This is a genomic window from Rhodoferax sp., assembly GCF_018780565.1.
Lineage (GTDB): Bacteria > Pseudomonadota > Gammaproteobacteria > Burkholderiales > Burkholderiaceae_C > Rhodoferax.
In genome coordinates, this window is record NZ_JADMJN010000003.1 from 80,172 (window position 1) to 102,061 (window position 21,890).

At 54.7% G+C, this 21,890-nt stretch carries 17 protein-coding genes; 13 read left to right on the forward strand and 4 right to left on the reverse strand.

What is annotated here, in order from left to right; all coding sequences use genetic code 11:
* From IV109_RS04370 to IV109_RS04400, 7 genes are read left to right on the forward strand one after another with little or no spacing between them, the layout of a single operon-like run.
* A complete protein-coding gene (locus IV109_RS04370) occupies positions 1–1,281 on the forward strand; it encodes a nucleotide sugar dehydrogenase (protein ID WP_296692749.1) in 1,281 nt (426 codons plus the stop codon).
* Between the two features lie 26 nt (positions 1,282–1,307).
* Entirely contained in the window at positions 1,308–2,468 is a 1,161-nt protein-coding gene (locus IV109_RS04375) for a TIGR03088 family PEP-CTERM/XrtA system glycosyltransferase (protein WP_296692751.1), read from the forward strand.
* 14 nt (positions 2,469–2,482) lie between these two features.
* Entirely contained in the window at positions 2,483–4,411 is a 1,929-nt protein-coding gene (locus IV109_RS04380; protein WP_296692754.1) for an XrtA/PEP-CTERM system amidotransferase, read from the forward strand.
* Positions 4,408–5,556 (forward strand): glycosyltransferase family 4 protein, encoded by a 1,149-nt coding sequence (locus IV109_RS04385; protein ID WP_296692756.1) that lies wholly within the window; start codon positions 4,408–4,410, stop codon positions 5,554–5,556. The genes IV109_RS04380 and IV109_RS04385 overlap by 4 nt, the downstream gene beginning before the upstream one ends.
* A 41-nt stretch (positions 5,557–5,597) precedes the next feature.
* A complete protein-coding gene (locus IV109_RS04390; RefSeq protein ID WP_366834225.1) occupies positions 5,598–6,785 on the forward strand; it encodes a glycosyltransferase family 4 protein in 1,188 nt (395 codons plus the stop codon).
* Positions 6,778–8,091, forward strand: a complete 1,314-nt coding sequence (locus IV109_RS04395; RefSeq protein ID WP_296692759.1) for a putative O-glycosylation ligase, exosortase A system-associated — start codon at positions 6,778–6,780, stop codon at positions 8,089–8,091. Before IV109_RS04390 ends, IV109_RS04395 begins: the two co-directional genes overlap by 8 nt.
* Positions 8,088–9,035, forward strand: a complete 948-nt coding sequence (locus tag IV109_RS04400; RefSeq protein WP_296692761.1) for a polysaccharide deacetylase family protein — start codon at positions 8,088–8,090, stop codon at positions 9,033–9,035. The genes IV109_RS04395 and IV109_RS04400 overlap by 4 nt, the downstream gene beginning before the upstream one ends.
* A 29-nt stretch (positions 9,036–9,064) precedes the next feature.
* Here IV109_RS04400 and IV109_RS04405 read toward each other — a convergent pair whose 3' ends face one another.
* Together IV109_RS04405 and IV109_RS04410 are read right to left on the reverse strand one after the other, a co-directional pair.
* Positions 9,065–10,738: an asparagine synthase-related protein gene (locus tag IV109_RS04405; RefSeq protein WP_296692765.1), complete on the reverse strand. Its 1,674-nt coding sequence runs from the start codon at positions 10,736–10,738 to the stop codon at positions 9,065–9,067.
* A 35-nt stretch (positions 10,739–10,773) separates the two neighbouring features.
* Complete coding sequence (locus IV109_RS04410; RefSeq protein ID WP_296692768.1) at positions 10,774–11,895, reverse strand: right-handed parallel beta-helix repeat-containing protein; 1,122 nt, start codon at positions 11,893–11,895, stop codon at positions 10,774–10,776.
* Positions 11,896–12,151: 256 nt separating this feature from the next.
* On the opposite strand from IV109_RS04410, the gene IV109_RS04415 reads away from it, so the two are divergent.
* The 4 genes from IV109_RS04415 (at position 12,152) to IV109_RS04430 (ending at position 17,229) form a co-directional block, all read left to right on the forward strand.
* Positions 12,152–13,426: a glycosyltransferase gene (locus IV109_RS04415; RefSeq protein WP_296692771.1), complete on the forward strand. Its 1,275-nt coding sequence runs from the start codon at positions 12,152–12,154 to the stop codon at positions 13,424–13,426.
* A 5-nt stretch (positions 13,427–13,431) separates the two neighbouring features.
* Positions 13,432–14,874, forward strand: a complete 1,443-nt coding sequence (locus IV109_RS04420; RefSeq protein WP_296692773.1) for a lipopolysaccharide biosynthesis protein — start codon at positions 13,432–13,434, stop codon at positions 14,872–14,874.
* Between the two features lie 112 nt (positions 14,875–14,986).
* Positions 14,987–16,129, forward strand: a complete 1,143-nt coding sequence (locus IV109_RS04425; protein WP_296692775.1) for a hypothetical protein — start codon at positions 14,987–14,989, stop codon at positions 16,127–16,129.
* Positions 16,126–17,229, forward strand: coding sequence for an acyltransferase (locus IV109_RS04430; RefSeq protein WP_296692776.1), 1,104 nt, complete (start codon positions 16,126–16,128; stop codon positions 17,227–17,229). The genes IV109_RS04425 and IV109_RS04430 overlap by 4 nt, the downstream gene beginning before the upstream one ends.
* Before the next feature lie 29 nt (positions 17,230–17,258).
* On the opposite strand, the gene IV109_RS04435 is transcribed toward IV109_RS04430, so the two are convergent.
* Together IV109_RS04435 and IV109_RS04440 are read right to left on the reverse strand one after the other, a co-directional pair.
* Positions 17,259–18,311, reverse strand: coding sequence for a class I SAM-dependent methyltransferase (locus tag IV109_RS04435; RefSeq protein ID WP_296692778.1), 1,053 nt, complete (start codon positions 18,309–18,311; stop codon positions 17,259–17,261).
* A gap of 5 nt (positions 18,312–18,316) precedes the next feature.
* Complete coding sequence (locus IV109_RS04440) at positions 18,317–19,432, reverse strand: glycosyltransferase (protein ID WP_296694261.1); 1,116 nt, start codon at positions 19,430–19,432, stop codon at positions 18,317–18,319.
* A 313-nt stretch (positions 19,433–19,745) separates the two neighbouring features.
* Between IV109_RS04440 and IV109_RS04445 the strand changes: the two genes are divergently transcribed.
* Positions 19,746–21,212: a UbiA family prenyltransferase gene (locus IV109_RS04445; RefSeq protein WP_296692781.1), complete on the forward strand. Its 1,467-nt coding sequence runs from the start codon at positions 19,746–19,748 to the stop codon at positions 21,210–21,212.
* A gap of 8 nt (positions 21,213–21,220) precedes the next feature.
* Positions 21,221–21,586, forward strand: a complete 366-nt coding sequence (locus IV109_RS04450) for a hypothetical protein (RefSeq protein WP_296692784.1) — start codon at positions 21,221–21,223, stop codon at positions 21,584–21,586.
* The last annotated feature ends 304 nt before the right edge of the window (positions 21,587–21,890 follow it).

Genomic DNA, 21,890 nt, shown 5'->3' on the forward strand with positions numbered 1-21,890 from the left:
ATGACGGTAGTTGCTGTGATTGGTTTGGGTTATGTGGGACTTCCCTTGGTGGTTGAGTTTGGCAAGCATCTGCGTACCATCGGGTTTGACATTGCCGTATCCAAGGTCGAGTCATGTCTCAAGGGGGTTGATCCTTCGCGTGAACTGTCCGATGAAGAGATGAGTGCGTCTCCTCATGCGGTTTACACGGCTGACCCGAGCTTGCTGGCCGAGGCCGACATCATCGTCGTGGCGGTCCCTACGCCGGTCGATAACGCACATATCCCCGATTTTCGTCCGCTGATCGGTTCCAGCACCAGCGTGGGGCGCCACATGAAAAAGGGCGCCATCGTCGTGTATGAGTCAACGGTTTACCCCGGTGCCACTGAGGAGGTATGCATTCCCGTGTTGGAACGCGAGTCGGGCCTCAAGTGGAAACAAGACTTTTTTGTGGGTTACTCACCTGAGCGGATCAATCCCGGTGACAAAGAACATACGCTTACCAAAATTCTGAAAATTGTGTCGGGAGACACGCCAGAGACCCTGGATAAGGTTGCCAAGCTTTACGAAACCATCATTGTGCCGGGCGTGCATCGTGCGTCCAGCATCAAGGCGGCAGAGGCCGCCAAAGTGATTGAGAACACCCAGCGTGACCTGAATATCTCGTTGATGAACGAGCTGGCCATCATTTTTGACAAGCTCGGCATCGACACCACTGAGGTCCTTGAGGCTGCTGGCACCAAGTGGAATTTTCTTAAATTCAAACCGGGTCTGGTGGGCGGCCACTGCATCGGTGTGGACCCTTATTATCTGACGCACAAGGCGGAGATGCTGGGCTACAACCCGCAAGTTATTCTCGCTGGCCGTCGAATCAATGACGGCATGGGCAAATTCATTGCGGAGCAAACCATCAAGCACATGATTGCCGGCGGCAGTTACGTCAAGGGGGCCAAGGTCAACGTGCTGGGACTGACCTTCAAAGAAAACTGCGGCGATTTGCGCAACTCCAAAGTCATCGACATCATCAATGAACTCCGAACCTACGGCGTAGAAGTTTTTGTGACTGATCCACAGGCCGAGTCGGAAGAGGCCATGCATGAATACGGTGTGCCTTTGTTGCCTTGGGCTGACCTGCCCCGTGCAGATGCCATTGTTGCCGCTGTTGCACACAAGGAATTTGCCGCATTGTCGATGGACGATTTCTCCAAGAAGTTGGTCAAGGGTGGCGCGTTTATTGACGTCAAAGCATCTTTCGATCGCGGTGCTATCGAAGGTGCTGGTTATAAACTCTGGCGTCTCTAAGCAGGCGATGCTTTCCGGGTCTTGGCATGCAAGGTGATGACCGTCCGCTCGTGCTTCATGTGATGTATCGTTTCGATACAGGGGGGCTGGAGAACGGCATTGTCAACCTGATCAATCACATGCCGGCGCATGCCTATCGCCACGCTGTATTGGCCCTGACGGAGGTGACTGACTTTCGGCAACGCATCAAACGAGACGATGTTGAATTCATCTCCCTGCATAAGCCCCCTGGTCACGGTGTGTGGCAGTTCCCCAAGCTGTTCAAGGCATTTCGTCGGCTAAGGCCTGCGATTGTCCACAGCCGAAATCTCGCAGCGCTGGAGGTTCAAATACCCGCTTTGGCGGCGCGTGTGCCCGTTCGCATTCATGGTGAGCATGGCCGCGATGTAGGGGATCTGGACGGAAGCAATAAGACCTACCAACGCGTGCGGCGTTTCTATCAGCCCTTTGTGCACCATTACATGGCCTTGTCGCGAGACCTGTCTGACTACCTGGTTGACAAAATCCATGTTCCGGTGGGAAAAATCACCCAAGCCTACAACGGTGTTGATACCGAGCACTTCTCGCCTGCGCCGGCAGGGCCACAAGCCATAGCCGGTTGCCCCTTCAATCCTGAGACACATTGGGTGGTCGGTACCGTGGGGCGCATGCAAGCCGTCAAAGACCAAGTCATGTTGGCTCATGCGTTTGTGCAGGCTCTTGCGCAAGCACCCGAGCTCAAAACCCGTATGCGGCTGGTCGTGGTGGGGGACGGACCGTTGCGCGCGCAAGTCATAGGTGTGCTTGAGGCTGCGGGTGTGGCGGATCTGGCCTGGTTGCCCGGTGAGCGTAGCGATGTCGCGGACATCATGCGCGGCCTGCATGCATTTGTCTTGCCTTCATTGGCAGAGGGAATCTCCAATACCATTCTGGAAGCGATGGCCAGCGGACTGCCGGTGATTGCCACAGCCGTCGGCGGCAATGCTGACCTGGTTATCCACGGACAGACCGGTTATATTGTTCCATCGGCAGATCCGCTGAGCCTGGCGCATCAGTTGCTAGCGCTGGCCGCCAACGCTGATCTGATTCGCAGTATGGGTCAGGCTGGCCGTCAGCGCGTACAGTCGCATTTCAGCATGCAGGCGATGGTTGCTACTTACCAACGTGTGTACGATCAACAATTGCGTCGCGTACGCACCCTTTCATAAGATCAAAAAACATCATGTGCGGCATTACCGGTATTTTTGACACTCGTGGCGGCCGCGACATCAGCCGCGCCGTGCTTCAGCGCATGAACGACTCGCAATTGCACCGCGGACCAGACGAAGGTAGCCTGCATATTGAACCGGGAGTCGGTCTGGGGCATCGTCGTCTGTCGATCATTGATATTGCCACGGGTCAGCAGCCACTGTTCAATGAAGACGGCTCTGTGGTGGTCGTCTTCAATGGCGAGATCTACAACTATCAAGAGCTGATCCCTGAGTTGCAGGCCCTTGGTCATGTGTTTCACACCAAAAGTGACACCGAGGTTATCGTCCACGCCTGGGAGTCCTGGGGCAGTGAGTGCGTCAAGCGCTTTCGTGGCATGTTTGCCTTTGCCTTGTGGGATCGGAACCAGCAAACTTTCTTCATGGCACGCGACCGCATGGGGGTCAAGCCCATGTACTACGCGCTGCTGGATGACGGAACTCTGCTTTTTGGTTCTGAGCTGAAATCCATCCTGGCCCATGGTGGGCTGCGGCGTGATATTGATCCGCTTGCGGTGGAAGAGTACTTTGCCTTGGGCTACGTGGCAGAGCCTCGTTCCATTTTCAAGCAGGCAAAAAAACTGCCCCCAGCGCATACGCTGCTTTTGCGTCGCGGTGAGAGTGTTGGCGAGCCTCGCTGCTATTGGGATGTGCGGTTTACGTTAGACGCCAAAATCAGTGACCTTGAGGCCTGTGAGCAGTTGACGGCTAAACTCAAGGAATCCATTCGTTTGCGAATGATTTCCGAGGTGCCACTTGGCGCATTCTTGTCCGGCGGGGTGGATTCCAGTGCGGTGGTAGCCATGATGGCAGGCGTATCAACTGAGCCCGTCAACACCTGCTCGATAGCGTTTGAAGATCCCGCCTTTAACGAAGCAGCCTTTGCGCAGACCGTAGCTGACCGTTACCATACCAATCACCGCGTCGAGACTGTACAGAGCGATGATTTTGATCTGATTGACACCTTGGCTCGACTCTACGACGAGCCGTATGCCGACAGTTCGGCCATTCCTACCTACAGGGTTTGTCAGTTGGCGCGTAAACATGTGACGGTTGCCTTGTCTGGAGATGGGGGCGATGAGACCTTTGGTGGTTACCGTCGCTATAAGCTGCATTTGATGGAAGAGCATATGCGCTCAGCCTTGCCCTTAGGCCTGCGTCGTCCATTGTTTGGTGCATTGGGTCGTCTCTATCCCAAGGCAGACTGGGCGCCTCGCGTGTTTCGTGCCAAGACGACTTTTGAGGCCTTGGCGCGCAACTCAGTGGAGGCATATTTCCATAGTATGTCTTTGATGCGAGATGCTGATCGCAGCCGTCTTTACAGCAGCGCATTCAAGAAAGAGCTTGGTGGATACAACGCCAGAGAGGTGTTCACACGCCATGCGGCAAAAGCCGATACAGAGGATCCGCTGGCATTGATTCAGTATATTGACACGCACACGTACCTGGTTGGCGATATCAATACCAAAGTTGATCGTGCCAGCATGGCGCATTCGCTGGAAGTGCGCGAGCCGCTGATGGATCATGAGATCGTTGAATGGCTGGCAACCCTGCCATCGTCCCTGAAGATGCGGGGTGGTGAAAGCAAGTTTTTGTTGAAGAAGGCGATGGAGCCGCATCTGCCCCATGAAATCATGTATCGACCCAAGATGGGATTTGCTGTGCCGCTGGCGCGTTGGTTCAAGGGACCATTGCGGCAGCGCGTACGAAGTGCTTTATTGAGTGGGCCACTGGCCGAGTCAGGGTGGTTCGATCAGGCCACGATACGGCAGATGGTTGAACAAAATGAAAGTGGCGTGCGTGACCACAGTACGCCCTTGTGGTCCTTGTTGATGTATGACGCTTTCTTGCGCAATGTGGTGAGTCAAGATGTCACCACACCTTTCAGTGCTTCAATTACATGAAGGTTCTTTATCACCATCGCACAGCCTCGCGAGATGGGCAATCTACGCATATTGATGAGATGATTCGAGGCCTGCGGGCAGAAGGCCATTCGGTGGTTGAAAGTTCGCCTCAGATATCCGGTGACAACGCGTCCGGCGGCAGCCCTGGCTGGGTCGGTCGACTCAAGGCCCTGTTGCCACGGCAAATTTACGAACTGGCGGAGTTGGCGTATTCCTGGGTTGCGTACCGGCGACTCTCCGATGCGATCAAAAAAGATCGACCAGACGGGATTTACGAGCGGTACAACCTTTACCTCCTGGCGGGTATGTGGGCCAAAAAGCGGTTTCGCTTGCCCTTGATTCTGGAGGTTAATGCACCCATGGCGGTTGAGCGTCGACAGTACGGCGGTCTGTCTTGGCCGCAATTGGCTGACTGGGCTGAACTTTACGTGTGGAAGCGGGCGGATGTGATTTTGCCGGTGACACAAGTTTTGGCCGATTACATGGTGGGCAAGGGCATAGATCCTGCCCGTATTCGAGTCATACCGAATGCCATCAACGAAGATCACTACAAGAATTTGCCGACTGTGATCGAAGCCAAAGACAAACTTGGTCTTCGTGGACGGTTGGTGGTGGGGTTTACTGGTTTTGTGCGCGAATGGGATCGGTTGGACCGTATCATGGTTTGGGTTGCACAGCGTGCAGTCCAGCATAATGTGCACTTGTTAGTGATTGGTGACGGGCCTGCACGAGCAGATATTGAAGCCTGCGCAACTCGGCTTGGTGTGGCCGACCGTCTCAGCTTTACCGGGGCTGTGCCTCGCGAGCAGGTGCCCGCTATCTCGATGGCCTTCGACATTGCCTTGCAGACAGCCTTGGTACCCTATGCATCGCCACTGTGTTTATTTGAATACTTGGCTCTCGGCAAAGCCATTGTGGCGCCTGATCAGCCCAACCATCACGAAATTTTGACATCGGGTGTCGACGCTCTGCTTTACGACCCTGATGACTCCTCTGGTATTGAGAAAGCGCTTGATGTCTTGTGCCAGAACGAGGAATTGCGTGAGCGTATTGCAAGGTCTGCATCGGAGTTGATTGTCCGTAAGCAACTGACTTGGCGGCAACACGCTCGCAAAGTGGCGGCGCTCTTTGGCGGTGTCGCCTGATTCTTTGGAGTGAGATCGCTGTGGTCCCCAGGAAAATTCGCTTGCTCACCTTCTCAACGCTTTATCCGAGCAGTGTTCGACCGGGGCACGGTATTTTTGTAGAAACCCGACTGCGAGAACTTCTGGTCAGCGATGAAATTGAGGTGCGGGTCGTGGCGCCTGTCCCCTGGTTTTTTTCTGCTGATCCGCGCTATGGGGAATACGCCCGCATGGCGCGTATTCCCAAGCGCGAAACGCATCGAGGGATAGACATACTGCATCCGCGTTATTTTTTACCGCCCAAGGTCGGAATGAACATCGCGCCCTTCACATTGGCAATGGGGGCCATACCCGCTGTGCAGCGCCTGTTGGCCGAAGGATATGACTTCGACGTGATTGACGCTCACTACTATTATCCGGATGGCGTGGCCGCGGCGTTACTGGCGCGTCACTTTAACAAGCCGTTTGTCGTGACTGCACGAGGTTCCGATATCAATCTCATTGCAACTCATGCGATCCCGCGTAGGCTTATGCGGTGGACTTCAAGCCGCGCCGCGGCTTCCATTGGAGTGTCTCAGGCCCTGGTTCAGGCGATGGAGAAGATCGGAATGCCGACGTCTCGACTCATGATGATGCCAAATGGTGTGGATTTGGAGCAATTTCATATCCAGTCCAGCGATGTTATGCGTACGGAGTTGGGTTGGACTGCGATACCGACTTTACTCAGCGTGGGCAATTTGGTGGAAAACAAAGGGCATCACCTCGCCATTGAGGCGTTGGCCAGCTTGCCGGGGTTTCAGTTGGTCATTGCCGGTGAGGGCCCTGAACGCAGCACCCTGGAGCGTTTGGCTAGCCAGCTGGACGTGACGTCTCGTCTCAGGTTTCTAGGTCGCGTGGATCAAAATCAGCTTGCCAAGTGCTATAGCGCGGCTGACATATTGGTTCTGCCGTCCAGTCGTGAGGGGTGGCCGAATGTGCTGTTGGAGTCCATGGCTTGTGGTACGCCAGTTGTGGCTACCCGTGTCGGTGGGGTGCCAGAAATTGTGACTTCGCCTAACGCCGGGCGTTTGATGCCTGAGCGAACGGTTGCTGATGTTGTGGCGGCAGTGTCTGATTTGTGGGCAAACCTGCCAAGTCGTGAGATGGTGCGTTCACAGGCAAAGGGGTCAAGCTGGAAAAGTACGACCGACTCCCAGCTGGACTTGTTTAGTCGTATCGTGTCAGGAGCCCTGGAGTCGACCCATGCGTGACTTAGTTCTCGGCCCGATCATTTTGGCCATTGCGGCATATGGCTTGCTGCACCCATGGCTTGGAATCATGGGGTGGACATGGCTGAGCATCATGAACCCTCATGCGTACAGCTGGCGTCTAAGCAGCATGCCGGTGGCTGCAACCATAGCCATCGCCGTTTTGCTGGGTGTGCTGTTTACCCGAGATCGACGTCAGTTTTTTGTGACCCGAGAAACGGCAGTCCTTATGATTTTCATGCTTTGGATGTGCATCACGCTGCCGTTTTCCTTTTATTTTGATCAAAGTTTTCCGCTGTGGAATCGCGTGATGAAGATCGATTTGATGGTGCTTGTTGCGATGGTGGTGTTGTATTCAAAAAAACATATCACCATGCTGGCGTGGATATTGGCCGGGTCCCTCGGGTTTTACGGCGTCAAAGGTGGGCTGTTCACGGTTGCCACTGGCGGGAGCTATAAAGTTTGGGGACCGGATGGGAGTTTCATCGAAGGTAATAACGAGGTCGCGTTGGCCTTGGTGATGATCATCCCGCTCATGCGGTTCTTGCAGCTGACAACCGATTTGGTATGGATCAAGCGCGGACTTGTAGTCTCCATGTTGCTTTGTGCAGCTGCTGCACTTGGTAGCTATTCGCGGGGAGCTTTTCTTGCTATTGGTGCCATGGTGGGTGTTATGTGGTGGCGCAGTGACAAGAAAGCTGCGGGTGCATTGATCATGGTCGTAGCCGGCGTGGCCTTGTTGTCCTTTATGCCAGAGCAATGGTGGGCGCGCATGGGAACCATCAATACATACAAGGACGACACCTCAGCAGGCGGCCGCATCAACGCATGGTGGATGGCTTGGAACTTGGCGAAAGCCAATTTCTTTGGTGGCGGATTTATGGTCTCTAAAGGCGAGTTGTTTGCTTTGTATGCCCCCGATCCGCTCGCAGTGCATGCGGCCCACAGTATTTACTTCATGGTGCTGGGTGAGCATGGCTTCATAGGCTTGTTTCTGTTTTTGCTGCTGTGGTTCTTTGTTTGGCGTTCTGCGGGGCGCTTGCGTGTTCAAGGTAAAAAGCTACCGCAAACTCAATGGTTGTCTCATTTGGGTGCCATGTGCCAGGTTAGTCTGGCAGGGTATGCGGTGGGCGGCGCGTTTCTTAGCCTCTCCTATTACGATCTGCCGTACAACATCCTGATTCTTGTGGTGCTCGGTTGCCGCTGGATGGACAACAAGGAGTGGGTTAAGGAAGATGCGGAGCTTGCGTTGAAGGAGGCCGAATTGTCGGCCAAGAGCGTCAAAAAATCTATCTCACCATTGTTATGACACTGCTTAAACCAGCCCTGCAATGGATGTCGCCCAGTGGCCCTCGCGCGAAGCTGTCGGTGCTTATCTTTCATCGGGTGTTGCCTGAGCCCGACAAGCTGTTTCCTGATGAAATGCACGCCCGTCGCTTTGATGCGTTGTGTGGCTGGTTGGCGTCGTGGTTCAATGTGCTACCGCTGGATCAGGCGGTCGCGCATCTTCAGACTGGCACTCTGCCAGCGCGGGCCGCCTGCATCACCTTCGATGATGGCTATGCCGACAACTACCATGTGGCCATGCCCATTTTGAAGCGTCACGGGCTCACAGCGACTTTTTTCATTGCCACGGGGTTTTTGGACGGCGGGCGAATGTGGAACGACACCATTGTGGAGTCTGTTCGTGCCTGTCAGCGGGAGATGCTGGATTTGTCACCTCTTGATTTAGGGCAACACGAACTTGACACAATTGACGCCCGGCGAGCTACGATCGCCTCCCTTATTGATCAAATCAAGTATCGATCTGTTGAGGAGCGGATTAGCGCGACAGAACAAATTGCGCGTCTAGCCGCAGTGCAGTTACCTTGCGATTTGATGATGACCTCAAATGAAGTTAAAGCCATGCGTCAAGCGGGCATGCAGATTGGCGCGCACACGATGTCTCACCCTATTCTCGCTCGGCTCACTGAGGAGCAAGCTCGCATGGAAATTAGGGGAAGCAAGGCTTTTCTTGAGCAGTTATTGGGCGAGCGTATAGGTCTGTTTGCTTACCCCAACGGCAAACCACATGAAGACTACACGCCGCAGACAGTAGATATAGTTCGCAAAATCGGTTTTGATGCAGCAGTTAGCACGCAGTGGGGTGCTTCGGCCATGGACGAGGACTTGTTTCAGATCCGCCGTTTTACGCCGTGGGATACGACCAAGATGCGCTTTGGCGCCCGTTTGGTGGCTAATTTACGCAACTAATTGACCTTGAATTTGACGAAGCCGCGTACCTATCCGGGCATCGTGAACTCTGGCGCCTTGGCCGCCAGCCATTGCTCCAGCATCATCAGGATCCATACCATTTCGCCGTAATAGCCGGGGTGCTCGGGTAGGCGCTGCGTTAGCAGAGTCTGTACAAAATCTGCGCGCACCACCCCGCGACGGGCCAGGCTATTCAGAGATTCGGTGGCCAAAGCCTTCAGGGCTGGATGACCGTTGGCCCAGACGCCAAACGGCAGGCCAAACCCTTGTTTTTTCTTGGTCAAAATCTCATCCGGCAGAAAGCCACGCAGTGCCTCCTTGAAGAACCAGCGCAGCTTGAACCCTTTCAGCTTGTAAGCCGTAGGCAGCTTCAAAGAGAAGGCCAGCAACTGGTCATCCAGCATCGGAAAGCCAACCCCCACACCTGCCAACGCAGTGGTGCCCACCACCTTGGGCAGATCGCAGTCCGCCAGTGTGTAGCGCCAATCAAAGGCCAGCATCCGGTTTACCAGGCTGTCAGCGTGCGCTTCATTCCAAACGCCGCGTTGTTGGTGTGCGGGGTCTTGCTGGTCAACTTGTGCCAGCAATTGGGGTGTCAGCATATCTTCAACACCCAGTCGGAACAGCAGGTTGTAGGTCATCAGGCGGTCTGGCATGGGTACCTTTGCCTGGTTCACATAGCTGGCGGCCTTTTTTACCAATGGAATCTTGTCCATGATCGACAAGCTTGAAACGGGTTCCATCAGCCCGCTGCGCAAGGCGCCTGGAACGCTTTCATACCAGCCAAAGACCTTTTGCTTGGCATAGCGGGTGTTGCCGCCAAACAGTTCATCCCCCCCGTCGCCAGCCAATATTTTGCTGACGCCGTCCTCTCGAGCCATCTTTGCGCAGTAATAGGCGGGCAGAGCAGATGAATTGCCAAAAGGCTGGTCATAAGATGCGGCCACGTCAGCAATGCTTTTGACCAAGTCGTCGGGCGTTACGTAGTACTCGTGATGCTCGGTCTTGAAGTGCCTGGCTGCGAGACGGGCATATTCCATCTCGTCATAGCCTTGTGCATCAAAGCCAATCGAATAGGTTGCTGCCGTCTTGCCACTGGCAAGGCCCAGCATGCCTGCTACGGTGGAGCTATCCGTGCCGCCGCTCAAAAAGCAGGCTGGTTTGCTGCCATCCAGCTGCGTGGCCACTGCATTTTTCAGAAGCTGTCTGAACTCATCCTTCAGTGTCGCAAACGACGGATCGCGCTGCTCTTCAAAAGTGGGTACCCAGTAGGGCTCCACAGTAAGTGTGCCGTTTTCGAACACTGCGCAGTGCCCTGGCGGCAGGCGGTAAATACCCTTGTAGATGGTGCGCGGTGACGGGATGACGTGAAAGTACAGGTAATCGAAAATCGCCTGTGGGTCGATCGCTGTGCCCGTGTCAGCCAATTCATCGGCCCGAGCAGCGAACCGCAACTTGCCCTGATCCACGCGATAGCACAGTGTACGGATGGCAAAACGATCTACAGCCAGAAACGTGCGACCGTTACCGTCGCGCAATCCCACCGCAAAGTCGCCAGATACGCCGCTTGCCGCTCGCATTCCATGGGCAATCCATGCCTCGCGCCAGGCTGCCGGTGCACCTTTTTCAGTCGCCATGCCGGATAGACGAGTATCGGAAAACCGGGGTGATCCCAGTGCCAGCGAAGAATCCTGATCAGACATGTGGATGGTCAATCGAAAGAAGAGTGTGAATTGAACTACTTGAGGCTTTGAAGCGCACCAGGGTGGCGGGCTGGGCTACTCAGTCTCGTAACCTTGCGGGGATGAATGTACTCGCTGTCGGGGGTTAAAACCTGTCCATTGGCAAGGCCTGAATCCTGGATTTTCCCCAGTAGCCTGGAATTGCGTTTGAGCCGGTAATCTTCACGTGCAGCCAGTTCGAACTCATCCCAGTCTGCGTTGAAGTTGTTTCTGTATTCACCGGGTCCTGCAGCGTCAAGCTGCCCCTTGCCCACCAGCAGATTATTCACCGCCTTAACAAGCACGCTGCCAGGTTTGATGCGCAGAAAAACGCCGCCATGAGGTCGGTTGTCCACCAATGTGTTGTTGATCAGGTAGAGCTCATTCTTGGGCCATTTGTAGCCCTCAGCCCCATAAGCCACAAGGTGCGGATTCTCGGTTTGTGAGCTCTGCTGGATGATGTTGCCCACAACGTAGGCGATGCCGCCCGTTGGAAATTCCATCTCGTAGCTTGCACGTCCCCCAGTCTCGTCGGTCAGCCTGTTGTACTGGATAAGGTTTACTGCCGCCCGGCTTTTGAGCAGGTGCCCGACCTTGGCGTGGTGAAAGTAACTGCCCGTTACTGTCAACCGGGCGATTTCGCCTACATACAAGTTGTGGCTTTGGCCGTCTCCATGGCCGTTATAGCCAAATTCGCTATTGATGATTTCCAGTTCTGCCTGTGAGTTGCCGCCAGTCAGGATGCCATTTTGATTGTCGGTAAAGGTGCAGTCACGAACGGTCAGGATGCCTTTTTCAAGCCGGATTCCCGCACCGTTTTTGTCCGCCACCCGTGTGCCGGAAAAGTCAAAGCCCTCTACCGTCATGCGCCCACCCCGGAGGACCCAAATGCCTTTGCCCTCGGCCGCCATGCCGCTGGCTATCAGTCGTACCCGGCCTCCGATGGCGCGCAATGTAATGTTGTCCTTGGTCCAAACTGCAATGTCACCCCGATAGTCGCCTGCATCGACTTCAAAAGTATCCCCGTCCTTCGCCATGGCTGCTGCTACTGCTATTGATTTAATAGCGTGACTGGGGCCCACGCGAATGGCGGTCTGGGCCTGACTCGTTCCAACAAGACTGGTCAATGCAATGGCCATTAAGCAATTGACCAATTGCCGACGATTGCTCAAGGCATGCAATCGCCATGGCTTGAGAAGGGCTCTGGGAAAAAACAGCATGATAGGCCAATGGATGGTCAATATGCGTCGAATTGTATCGGCCGCTCAAGTACGCGGGCTCTGCAATAGAATACTCTAGGCTTACCCCGCCTGCCTGGGCGCCAAACACTTTGGCGTATTTCGTTACACGCATTATTCGTAAGAGCACACAAAAAAATAAAGACAAGAGGCACGCGTGAAACGAGTTCTGATGATCGCCTATCATTTTCCGCCGTTGTCTGGCAGCAGCGGCATACAGCGTACCCTGCGTTTTGTTCAGCATTTGCCATCCCTCGGCTGGCAGCCGTTGGTGTTAAGTGCCAGTCTGTTGGCGTATGAAAAAACCAGTGGTGATTTGCTCGCAGATGTGCCGACCGGTACCGTCGTTCGGCGGGCTTTTGCGTTGGATACTGCGCGCCATCTGCAGATTGGCGGGCGCTATATGGCCTGGATGGCCCGGCCTGACCGCTGGATCAGTTGGAAGTTTGATGCTATTCGCCAGGGTCTCAAGCTGATTGGGGAGTTCAAGCCAGATGCAATCTGGTCCACCTACCCGATAGCCACGGCGCATGTGATTGCTTCTGCATTGCATGGCAAGACGGGTATTCCATGGATTGCGGATTTTCGCGATCCCATGGCGCAAGAAGGTTATCCGACTGATCCGAAAACCTGGAAAATTTTCCAGCAAATTGAAGCTGATGCGACGGAGCGCGCGCGGTACTGTGTATTTACGGCACCCGGTGCAGCACGTGATTATCAGCACCGTTATCCAGATGCAGCCGACCGAATGGTGGTGATGGAAAACGGTTATGACGAGGAAAGTTTCACCTTTGCAGCGCCACCACGAGATGCTGATGGCAATCAAGCCAAAGGCCCGCGCCCGTTGGTTATGCTACATAGTGGCATCGTGTACCCTTCAGAACGAGACCCAACTCAATTTTTTGAGGCGCTGGGGCGATTAAAGAGCGCTGGCATGTTGGCCCCCGATGATTTGCGTATTCGCTTTCGCGCGTCAGTGCATGATGATATTTTGCTGAAATTGGCGCAAGACCACGGAGCGCTTGATTTCATCGAAGTGTGTCCGGCCATTCCTTATCGTGAGGCCCTGGCGGAAATGATGGACGTTGACGCTTTGCTGGTCATGCAGGCGGACAATTGCAATGCTCAGATTCCGGCCAAAATTTATGAGTACCTGCGTGCTGGCAAGCCTATTCTTGGATTGACTGACCCAGACGGGGATACCGCTGGCGCCTTGCACAGGGCTGGATTGCATGACATCGCGCGTCTTGACTCTGCCGATGAGATCGCTCGCTTGTTGCCTGAGTTTGTGGGGAGCTGCCGTCGGGGCAGGGCGGCACTTCCGCATTGGCCGGCTGTTAAGCAGGCGTCAAGACGCGAACGTTCAATGGCCTTGGCGGCATTGCTTGAACAGGCAAGCTTGTCCCGTAGCGTTGCAGCCAACCCGAACTGAACTCAATGTCCACCCGTAACTCACTTTTTTATTCCTTTTTGGATCGTTATGCGAGTCTGGTGATCACGGTAGTCTCCTCCATGGTGATCGCACGCCTGCTGACCCCCGCCGAGATTGGCGTGTTTTCGGTCACCATGGTGTTGTTGATGTTTGTCAACACGGTCCGCGATATGGGTGCCGGTCAGTACCTGGTGCAGGAGCGGGAACTCACTACGGAACGCATCCGGGCCGTGTGGGCTGTTCAGCTGGGTCTGGGGGTAGGGCTTGCCTGTGTGGTATTGCTGGCCAGCTACCCCGTAGCGGTGTTTTACAAAGAGCCGCGCATGCAGGGCATCATGGTAGTGGTTGCCTTGAACTACGCCGTGAATCCCTTTGGGTCACTCACCAATGCCTGGCTGGCGCGGGAGATGCGCTTTCAGAGTCTTGCGCTGATGCGATTTGCATCTGTACTGAGTGGTGCACTGGTAGCCGCGTGGCTGGCCTGGAAGGATTTTGGCCCCATCAGTCTGGCTTTTGGTTCACTGACTTCAACGGTGGTCAATGCGCTGGTAGCCATCTACTTTCGGCCAAAGTTCTTTCCATGGTTGCCGGGGGTGGGTGAAATCAAGCGAGTTTTGACATTTGGTTCCAAGCTCACCGGTAGCACATTTGTATCGGTTATGTCGAATAGCGCCCCGGAATTGTTGCTTGGAAAGCTGCAGAACCTTACCGCGGTTGGCCTGTACTCGCGTTCTACCGGCCTCGTGAACATGTTTTACCGGCTTTTTGTGGATGCCGTTAGCAGTGTGTGCCTGCCCTGGTTTGCCAGGCAGTCTCGTGCAGGGGAAAGTATTGTCGACCCCTTTCTCAAGGCCACAGCTTATGTCACTGCATTTGGATGGTCCTTTTGTCTCGTGGTGATTTGTCTTGCGCACCCAATTGTGCGGACCATGTACGGTCATCAATGGGACCAGTCCGTTGATTTGGCTCGCTTGCTGGCAGTAGCCATTGCGCTCAATGTGCCCGCAGCACTTTGTGGTCCTGCCCTTTTGTCGTCTGGCGCAGTGACCGTTATAGCCCGTGCGACCATTGTGAGTGCGATCCTGAACGTGGGTTTTGTTGCCTTGGGAGCCTCACAAGGCCTTATTGCATTGTGTATTGCCGTGATTGTGTCTGCAACACTGACTGCTTTTATCTGGCTGCGCGCATTGTCCAAGCACATCGACATGCCGATGTCAGGGCTGTTGCGTAACCTGCGCAAAAGTGCTGCGGTTGCCTTGTTGGCAGGAATTGGCCCAGTGCTGGCTCTATGGATTTACGGACCTTACCCGGACGTCTTGGTGATGCCCTTGGTTATAGGGGGGGCAGGTGGATTGACTGGATTTTTGGTTGGTATCATGATTTTTCACCATCCGCTGGAAGAAGAAATCGTGGCCGTCTGGGCAAAGATAAAGCAGTCGACCCTGTAAGCAGGTCAAGAGGTACGCACTTTCAAGTGACGCCTTTGCGCCCGCCCTAAAAATCGTTCATTGGGAGAAACTATTTGGCTATCATGCAAGTCACCCGACTCCGGATTGGCTGATGGGCACCGGCAAAACATTGGTGCCGCGCGTTCGTTGGGTCGTTCCCATCGTTAACCCGCGTCGTGCTAGCCTGCGGTATCGTTGTTTGTACCCGATGCAGGAGCTTCTGCGCCGCGGTCGGGGCGTTGGCATCTGGCAGGACGGTGAAGGAGTCGATGCCGCTTTGACCCTTGTATTTGATGCGTGGACGCTCTTTTCTACAACTAACTCCTCCGCCACTGCCGAGGCCCTTATTGAATTGGCCGAGGTCGCAAGGGCAAAAGGTGCCCGCATTGTCCTGGACAATTGCGACAACCAGTTTGCGAATGTCAGTGAGTCGTCCGAGTGGCGCCATGGCCTTGACCTTCTACGTCGGCTGGGTACTGCCGCGGACGTGATCGTCAGCTGCTCGCAGGCATTGTCTGACGCCATGCAAGCGAACATCGGTAGCCGAGCCCTGCATGTTGTGATCGACGACCCCATTGAGGAAAAGATTGCGTACCCTGGCGATACGTTTCTCAAGTCGCTGCTGAGCCCACGACAAAAGCAGGCCTGGCTTCTTTTGATGCAGCATCGCCTGTCCCTGGCTGGCGATCATCTTGCTGGCCGCACGCCGCTGATCTGGTTTGGCAGTCATGGCAATGGGTTCTCACCTGGCGGCATGAGTGACATCTTGCCTCTGCGTCCGGTACTTGAACGGGTGGCCGAGTCACACCCCTTGTCGCTCACCATCATCAGCAATCAGCGTAAAAAGTTCGATGCCCATTTTCAAGGTTGGCGCATCCCGACGCACTACCTTGAATGGGATCGCGTTACATTTTTGAGGGCGTTGAAGATGCATGCAATCTCCATCATCCCCTCGGTCGACAATGCTTTTACTCGCTGCAAGAGCAGCAATCGCCTGACGTTGTCTATCCATCACGGATTGTCAGTGGTTGCCGATCCCATCCCCAGTTACCAAGCCTACGCCGATGTTGCCCGAATCGGAGACTGGGAAAATAGCCTGCGCTCTTTGCTGGCCGATGCAAATAGTCGAAAGTTGGATCTTGCCCGGTGTCAGCGCATCGTTCGCGAAAGAAACAGTCTTGGCCGTATTGCTGACTGTTGGGATGGTCTGCTTTTCCCAGCCTTGTCGGCGCAAACTGTGGGTGCTGTCCCTTGAACAAACTTACTTCGGTGTATCTGGATCTGGTGCGATTTTCGGCTGCGGTGATCGTGCTGCTTGTTCATGCCCGCTACGAACGCTTCACCAGCGGTTGGCTTTCGCCGCTGAAGAATTATGGCAATGACGCCGTGATAGTGTTTTTCGTGCTGTCCGGATTCGTGATCGCCTACTGTGTCGATCAGAAGGAGAAGAACTTCGCAGACTATGCGGTCAGCCGCCTGTCACGTTTGTATTCCGTGGTGCTCCCGGCACTGCTGCTGACGCTTGTACTCGACATATGGGGTTATGCCGTCGATCCATCGATCTACGTCGCATCATGGTTCGATCAGCCGGTGCTGCGGTTTGCCACCAATCTCGTGTTTGTCAATCAACTGTGGTTCGCGGATATCGGCGCATTTTCGAATGCGCCTTTCTGGTCGTTGGGCTATGAGTTCTGGTATTACGTCATTTTCGGTGTTGTAGCCTTCTCGACGGGACGCAAGAGAGCTTTTCTGCTGGCGATCGTTTGCGCAATCATGGGCCCAAAAATATTGCTTTTGCTGCCCGTATGGTGGATGGGTGCGTGGGCCTATTCCGTAACCAAAGAGCGCACCTTCTCACTGACGGCAAGCTGGGTTCTTTTTGGCGGCAGCATTTTGATGTACGTCGTCTTGAGGGCTGTCGATCTTCCGCTGCGTTTGAGCTGGAGAACTGCCGAGTTCCTGGGGCCTGATTTTTATGAGCATGCGCTTGCGGAATCCCGAAACTTTCTATTCGCATACATAGCTGGCGCGCTGGTAACCATCAACTTTATTGGTTTCAGTTCCCTCAGCAATTACATTGGGTGGAAGAAAATTCCGCTGGAACGCGTGATCCGTTTCCTTGCCAGCTACACATTTACTTTGTACCTTTTGCACCAGCCGCTGCTCAATTTTTTTGCAGCGCTTTTGCATAACAATCCCAACACGCTGCGCGACCAGGTGCTGTTGATGGCGCTCACCCTGGTCGCGGTGCTTGTGATCGGTGAATTCACAGAACACAAAAAAGCGTGGTGGAAGGGTGTGTTCGATAAACTTGTCAAACGCGAAATTTCATTCGTGCCGAATGCCTCAAGATAGCCTTTGTGCGTATGTCCCAACTCGGTTATTTACGCTTTGGCACCTGGCTTGCGAAAGAGAAAGAACGCCAAGTCACCGTCGTCCACCGCGTTGATTTCCCGCGCCCGTTGGCGGAAGAATTCCAATTCACTCTCAGGGAAAGGCTGATCAGCCGTGATCGTATCCTGTCCGTCAGGACGGACAGCCGGAATGCCGCGTTTGTAGAGTTCACTGCCCCAGAAACAGACTGACTCCGAATCGCAGATGCTGCTTTCAAGCACAAGACCACAGTGCACGCCGAGATCTGCCATGCTCTTTTTTGTTGGTATTGCCAGATGCCGGGGTGCATCAAGAGCAAACCAATATTCGCCAAACTCTCTCCAGCCGTACCCATCCGCAACAGGAATGCGAACGATCACTGCGCCGCCCGGGGCGCAAACTTCAGCGGCAGCGGCGAGGTATCGCGCGGGTTCGGCTACATGCTCCAGTGAGTGATGAAACATGATCAGGTCGTAGGTGCCTTTCAGGTCAAATATCTCACCTTTCGTGATCTTGAGGTTGGGTTCGCTAATTGATTCAGCTATGAAAGGATCAACGCCGGACAGATTGGTGAAGCCCTGGTCGCGCAAAGCGCGAAGTAGCGCACCGCCTCCACAGCCGTTGTCCAAAATCGCCGAGGTAGGCGTGACGCCAGCGACTTGAAACCAGCGCCAGGGATAGCGAAAGTAGTCCGTGCCCAAGCGCTGGACCAAGGCGCCAAGCAAGCCCGTTCCATACATGTTGAATGTCGCTCGCTGTGCGCGGAGTTTTCGCCGAATCCACCCAATGTCCTGTGGATGCTGGCCGTCGTTACGTGCAAAAGAATAATAGTGGGATGGGTAGTATTTCGACAGCTGCGTCGGAATACTGTTGATGCAAAGGCTGCCGCAATCGCCACACTCGAAATAAGTGAACTCATCTCCCATGCCGAATTGACGCTCGCTGGCGGTGAAGAAACGACGTTTCCCGACGCTGCGACAAAATCGGCATGGAGTATGTTCCGAGTTGCCGGCATGCACAACGTTGGCAAAATCTTTGGAATCCAGATTCATCGTTTGCGTCATTTGTTTTATTTCTCAGTTAACTGTTCAATTGTTGCGAGCATATGTTCAATGGCGGCAGACCCATCGAACGTGGATTGACACAGTGCTCTAGCATGCTCCAGCCTTTGGTGTCGACGTGAGGGATTGGACAGTAACTCGGCAGCTACCTGAGTCCAGGCTCCACCGGTAGCCAATGCGATAGCATCATGCTCGCGTCCAATATGCGCATAGGGCTCTACATCTTCCGCAAGTGTTGGAATGCCGCATGCGGTGTATTCGACGAATTTGGTGGCTGTTTTCGCCCGGTTGAAATCGTCTTGAACCAAGGGTGCAAGCCCCAGATCCCAGTTCAGCTCGTAAAGCATTGTCAGGAACCCAGCGTAGTTGCGGGAGTACCCGTACTGCCGCACCCTGTCTCCGAACTCATTTTGGAGTGCATCAGGGGCTGGTAAGCCAAGGGTCTCGAATTTCAGGTTAGGGCGTTGCCGCATGAGTTCGGCGATTTGCGGCGTAGCGGTCGCCAGGTCGCGGATGTGCGAGGACGAACCCATATAGCCAAGGGTCTGCGTACCGATTGTGGTCAGCCGCCGCTTGAGCCGGGCAAGCCGCGACCTTACTCCCGGCACGGTCCAGCTGGGGACAGGCGCATAGCAGACCCCCAAAATGGCTTTAACGTGGTGGTGCGGATACCGTGCTTGCAGATCTGCGGCAAGGACGGGAGTTGAGGCGAGAACGCCGTCTGACACCAGAATGCATTGGTGCAACTCGGCCATATACGCTTCAGAATACGTTGCGGCATATTTTGGCCCGATGTCGGCAGGCAGTTGTTGCAGCAGATCGTCCAAATGGAAAAAGGTTGCGATGCCCAGGGATTGGCACAGTGCCATCAAGGCTTGCCCATGAGGCCGCACGAACCGGCTGAAGATGGCTGCCTCAGGCAGCGCTCCATTGGCCTTGCTGCGAAGTACAGCCGTCATTGCCTCCAAGCCAATATTACTGACCTCTTCGCTCGACCAGCTTTCGAGATGAAGGTCCAACTCCAAGGCTGCGGCCTGCTGCGGCAGCATGAAGTTGATGATGAAGGTTGCATTGCGATGTTCAGTAAACACCCACAGCTGCTTAGGTCGATGAATTTTGAGCATGGTCAACGTTGACTTTAACCGGTTTGGACAAGGTTCCGTGATGGGGAGATGGCAGTCGATTGAATCGATTCCCTTGCGTTTTATCAACGCTAGTCACTGCCCTATCCAGATACTGGCGTACTTTCCTGGCTAATCTACGCTTGGTAAAACTGCACAACAATCCATGCCGGAATGCTCAACGGAAGAGGCATCTATGAATGCGACACTTCAAGCCCTTTCTCGAAAATTCCTGCGTGTGCAGCACGGTAGTGGCACGTCAAATGCCTTGCTGCGTAAAGCGATGCCACAAATTTGTTGTGGAAAGGGCTGCTGAGTGGCTGGCGCACACCAGCCTCAGGCGGACTTGCTCGATGGTTCGCACGCCATTCTGGTGGTTGATCTCGATGGCACCCTCACGCCCACGGACACGCTAATTGAGTCCTTGTTGCAAATGGCCAAGCAGCACCCTGGTGAGCTCTGGCGTTTGCCCATATCGCTGCTGGCGGGGCGGGCGGCTTTCAAGCACCGTGTGTCGCAGTCAGGGGTGCTTGACGTCAGCCTTTTGCCATGGAACGTTGAGTTGCTTGACTACCTTCGCCTTGAGCATGCGCGTGGCCGTCGCATCGTGCTGGCGACTGCCGCGCATCAGCGCATCGCCGAAGCTGTTTTTCGGCATTTGGGATTTTTTGATGAGTTGCTGTGTACCGACGCCATAGTCAATTTGAAGGGGCGTAACAAGCTGCAGGCAATTCGCGAGCGTGTGGGGAGCAACTTCATTTATGTCGGCGACAGTGCTGCTGACCTGGAGGTTTGGCGTGGCGCAGTTGGGGCCGTCATCGTAGGCGCTTCAGCGGCAACGACCGCAGCGGCAAGAACGTTAACCACGATTGAGCGTGAATTTTTCAGGCCCATGATCGGGGCGCTGGATTGGTTGCGCCTGCTGCGCTTGCATCAGTGGCTGAAAAACATATTGATCTTCATACCTCTACTCACTGCGTTTTCATTCCTTGATCCTGGCAAGTGGCTTGCGGCAATTTTGGCTTTCCTGGCGTTTTCGATAGCCGCTTCGGCGAGCTACATTCTGAATGACCTTTGGGATTTGCAAAGTGACCGGGCACATCCTCGGAAAAAGCTGCGCCCGCTGGCAAGCGCCCGTATAGCGATACCACAGGCAGTGGCGCTGTCGGTGGCGCTCTTGGGCCTTGCTGTCTGGTTGGCATCCTTGGTTTCCATGGGGTTTCTCGGGGTATTGTTGGTTTATCTGGCTCTGACGACGTCGTACAGCTGGGTGCTCAAGAACTATGTGCTGCTGGATGTGCTGATGCTTGCAACGCTTTACACCCTGCGAATCATCGCGGGCTCCTGGGCTATCCATGTCGAAACGAGTTCGTGGTTGCTGGCGTTTTCGATGTTCATTTTTTTGAGCCTGGCACTGGTCAAACGGTGTGCCGAACTGGTGGTGCACGAAAACATGGGACAAGGTGCAACAAACGGTAGGGATTACCGTGTCGGTGATCTGGTCGTGCTTTGGCCACTTGGCATTGGGGCATTCCTGGCCTCGGTGGTTGTGTTTGGTCTTTTCATCAGTGCGCCGGATACGACGCAGCGGTACGCTGCCCCGCAGTTGCTGTGGCTGGTCGCCGTTGCGCTGATTTACTGGCTGGCACGCCTGTGGATCAAGACCGCCCGTGGAGAAATGCACGATGATCCTTTGGTGTATGCCATCAAGGACTTTGGCAGCCGCGCGACGATCACGGTGATGCTGTCAACCGTATTGCTTGCTCGATTCCTGCCATTGTGAGGTGATCAATGAAAACACTTTTGATTGCGCTGATCAGCATCCTTCTGTCGGTCGGCGCGCAGTTCATGTTAAAGGAGGGCATGTCTGGCGAAGGCAGCCGGCTGGCGATGGCGCAAGCCCCGCGCGCCTATGGTTTGATGGCTCTATTGGGAAATAAATATGTATTGGGCGGGTTTTTTCTTTATGGCTTGGGTGCGTTGGTCTGGCTCAAAGTGCTGACAGAGTGGGATGTCAGCAAGGCCTACCCCCTGGTCGGTGCGGGCTTTATCATGGCCGTTGCCGTTGGACAGATGCGCGGTGAAATCGTGTCGCCCATGCGTTTCGCCGGTGTGCTGTTGATATGCGCTGGCGTGGCAATCGTTAGCCGGACCTAGTGAAGAGAACCATATCTATGAGCCGTCGTGACGGGCAGACGCATTCTGCACGACCGGTCAGGGCCATCGGCGCAGCGGCTCTGCTGGCGTTGATCGTGTTTTTTCTGTATGTTGGGCTGGCGCACATCTGGGACAGTCGCGGCGCGTTCGGACAACACGATGTGTTGTTTGATGCGGACGTCAAGACTCGGCTGGCTTGCTTTGCCGATGGCTGGGACCGGGACGGCCGCAACACCAAGCATCCCAATTTATGCAACCTGGTCAATCCACCCATCCGGGTTTTTGCAGCGCTTTTTTCTGGTGC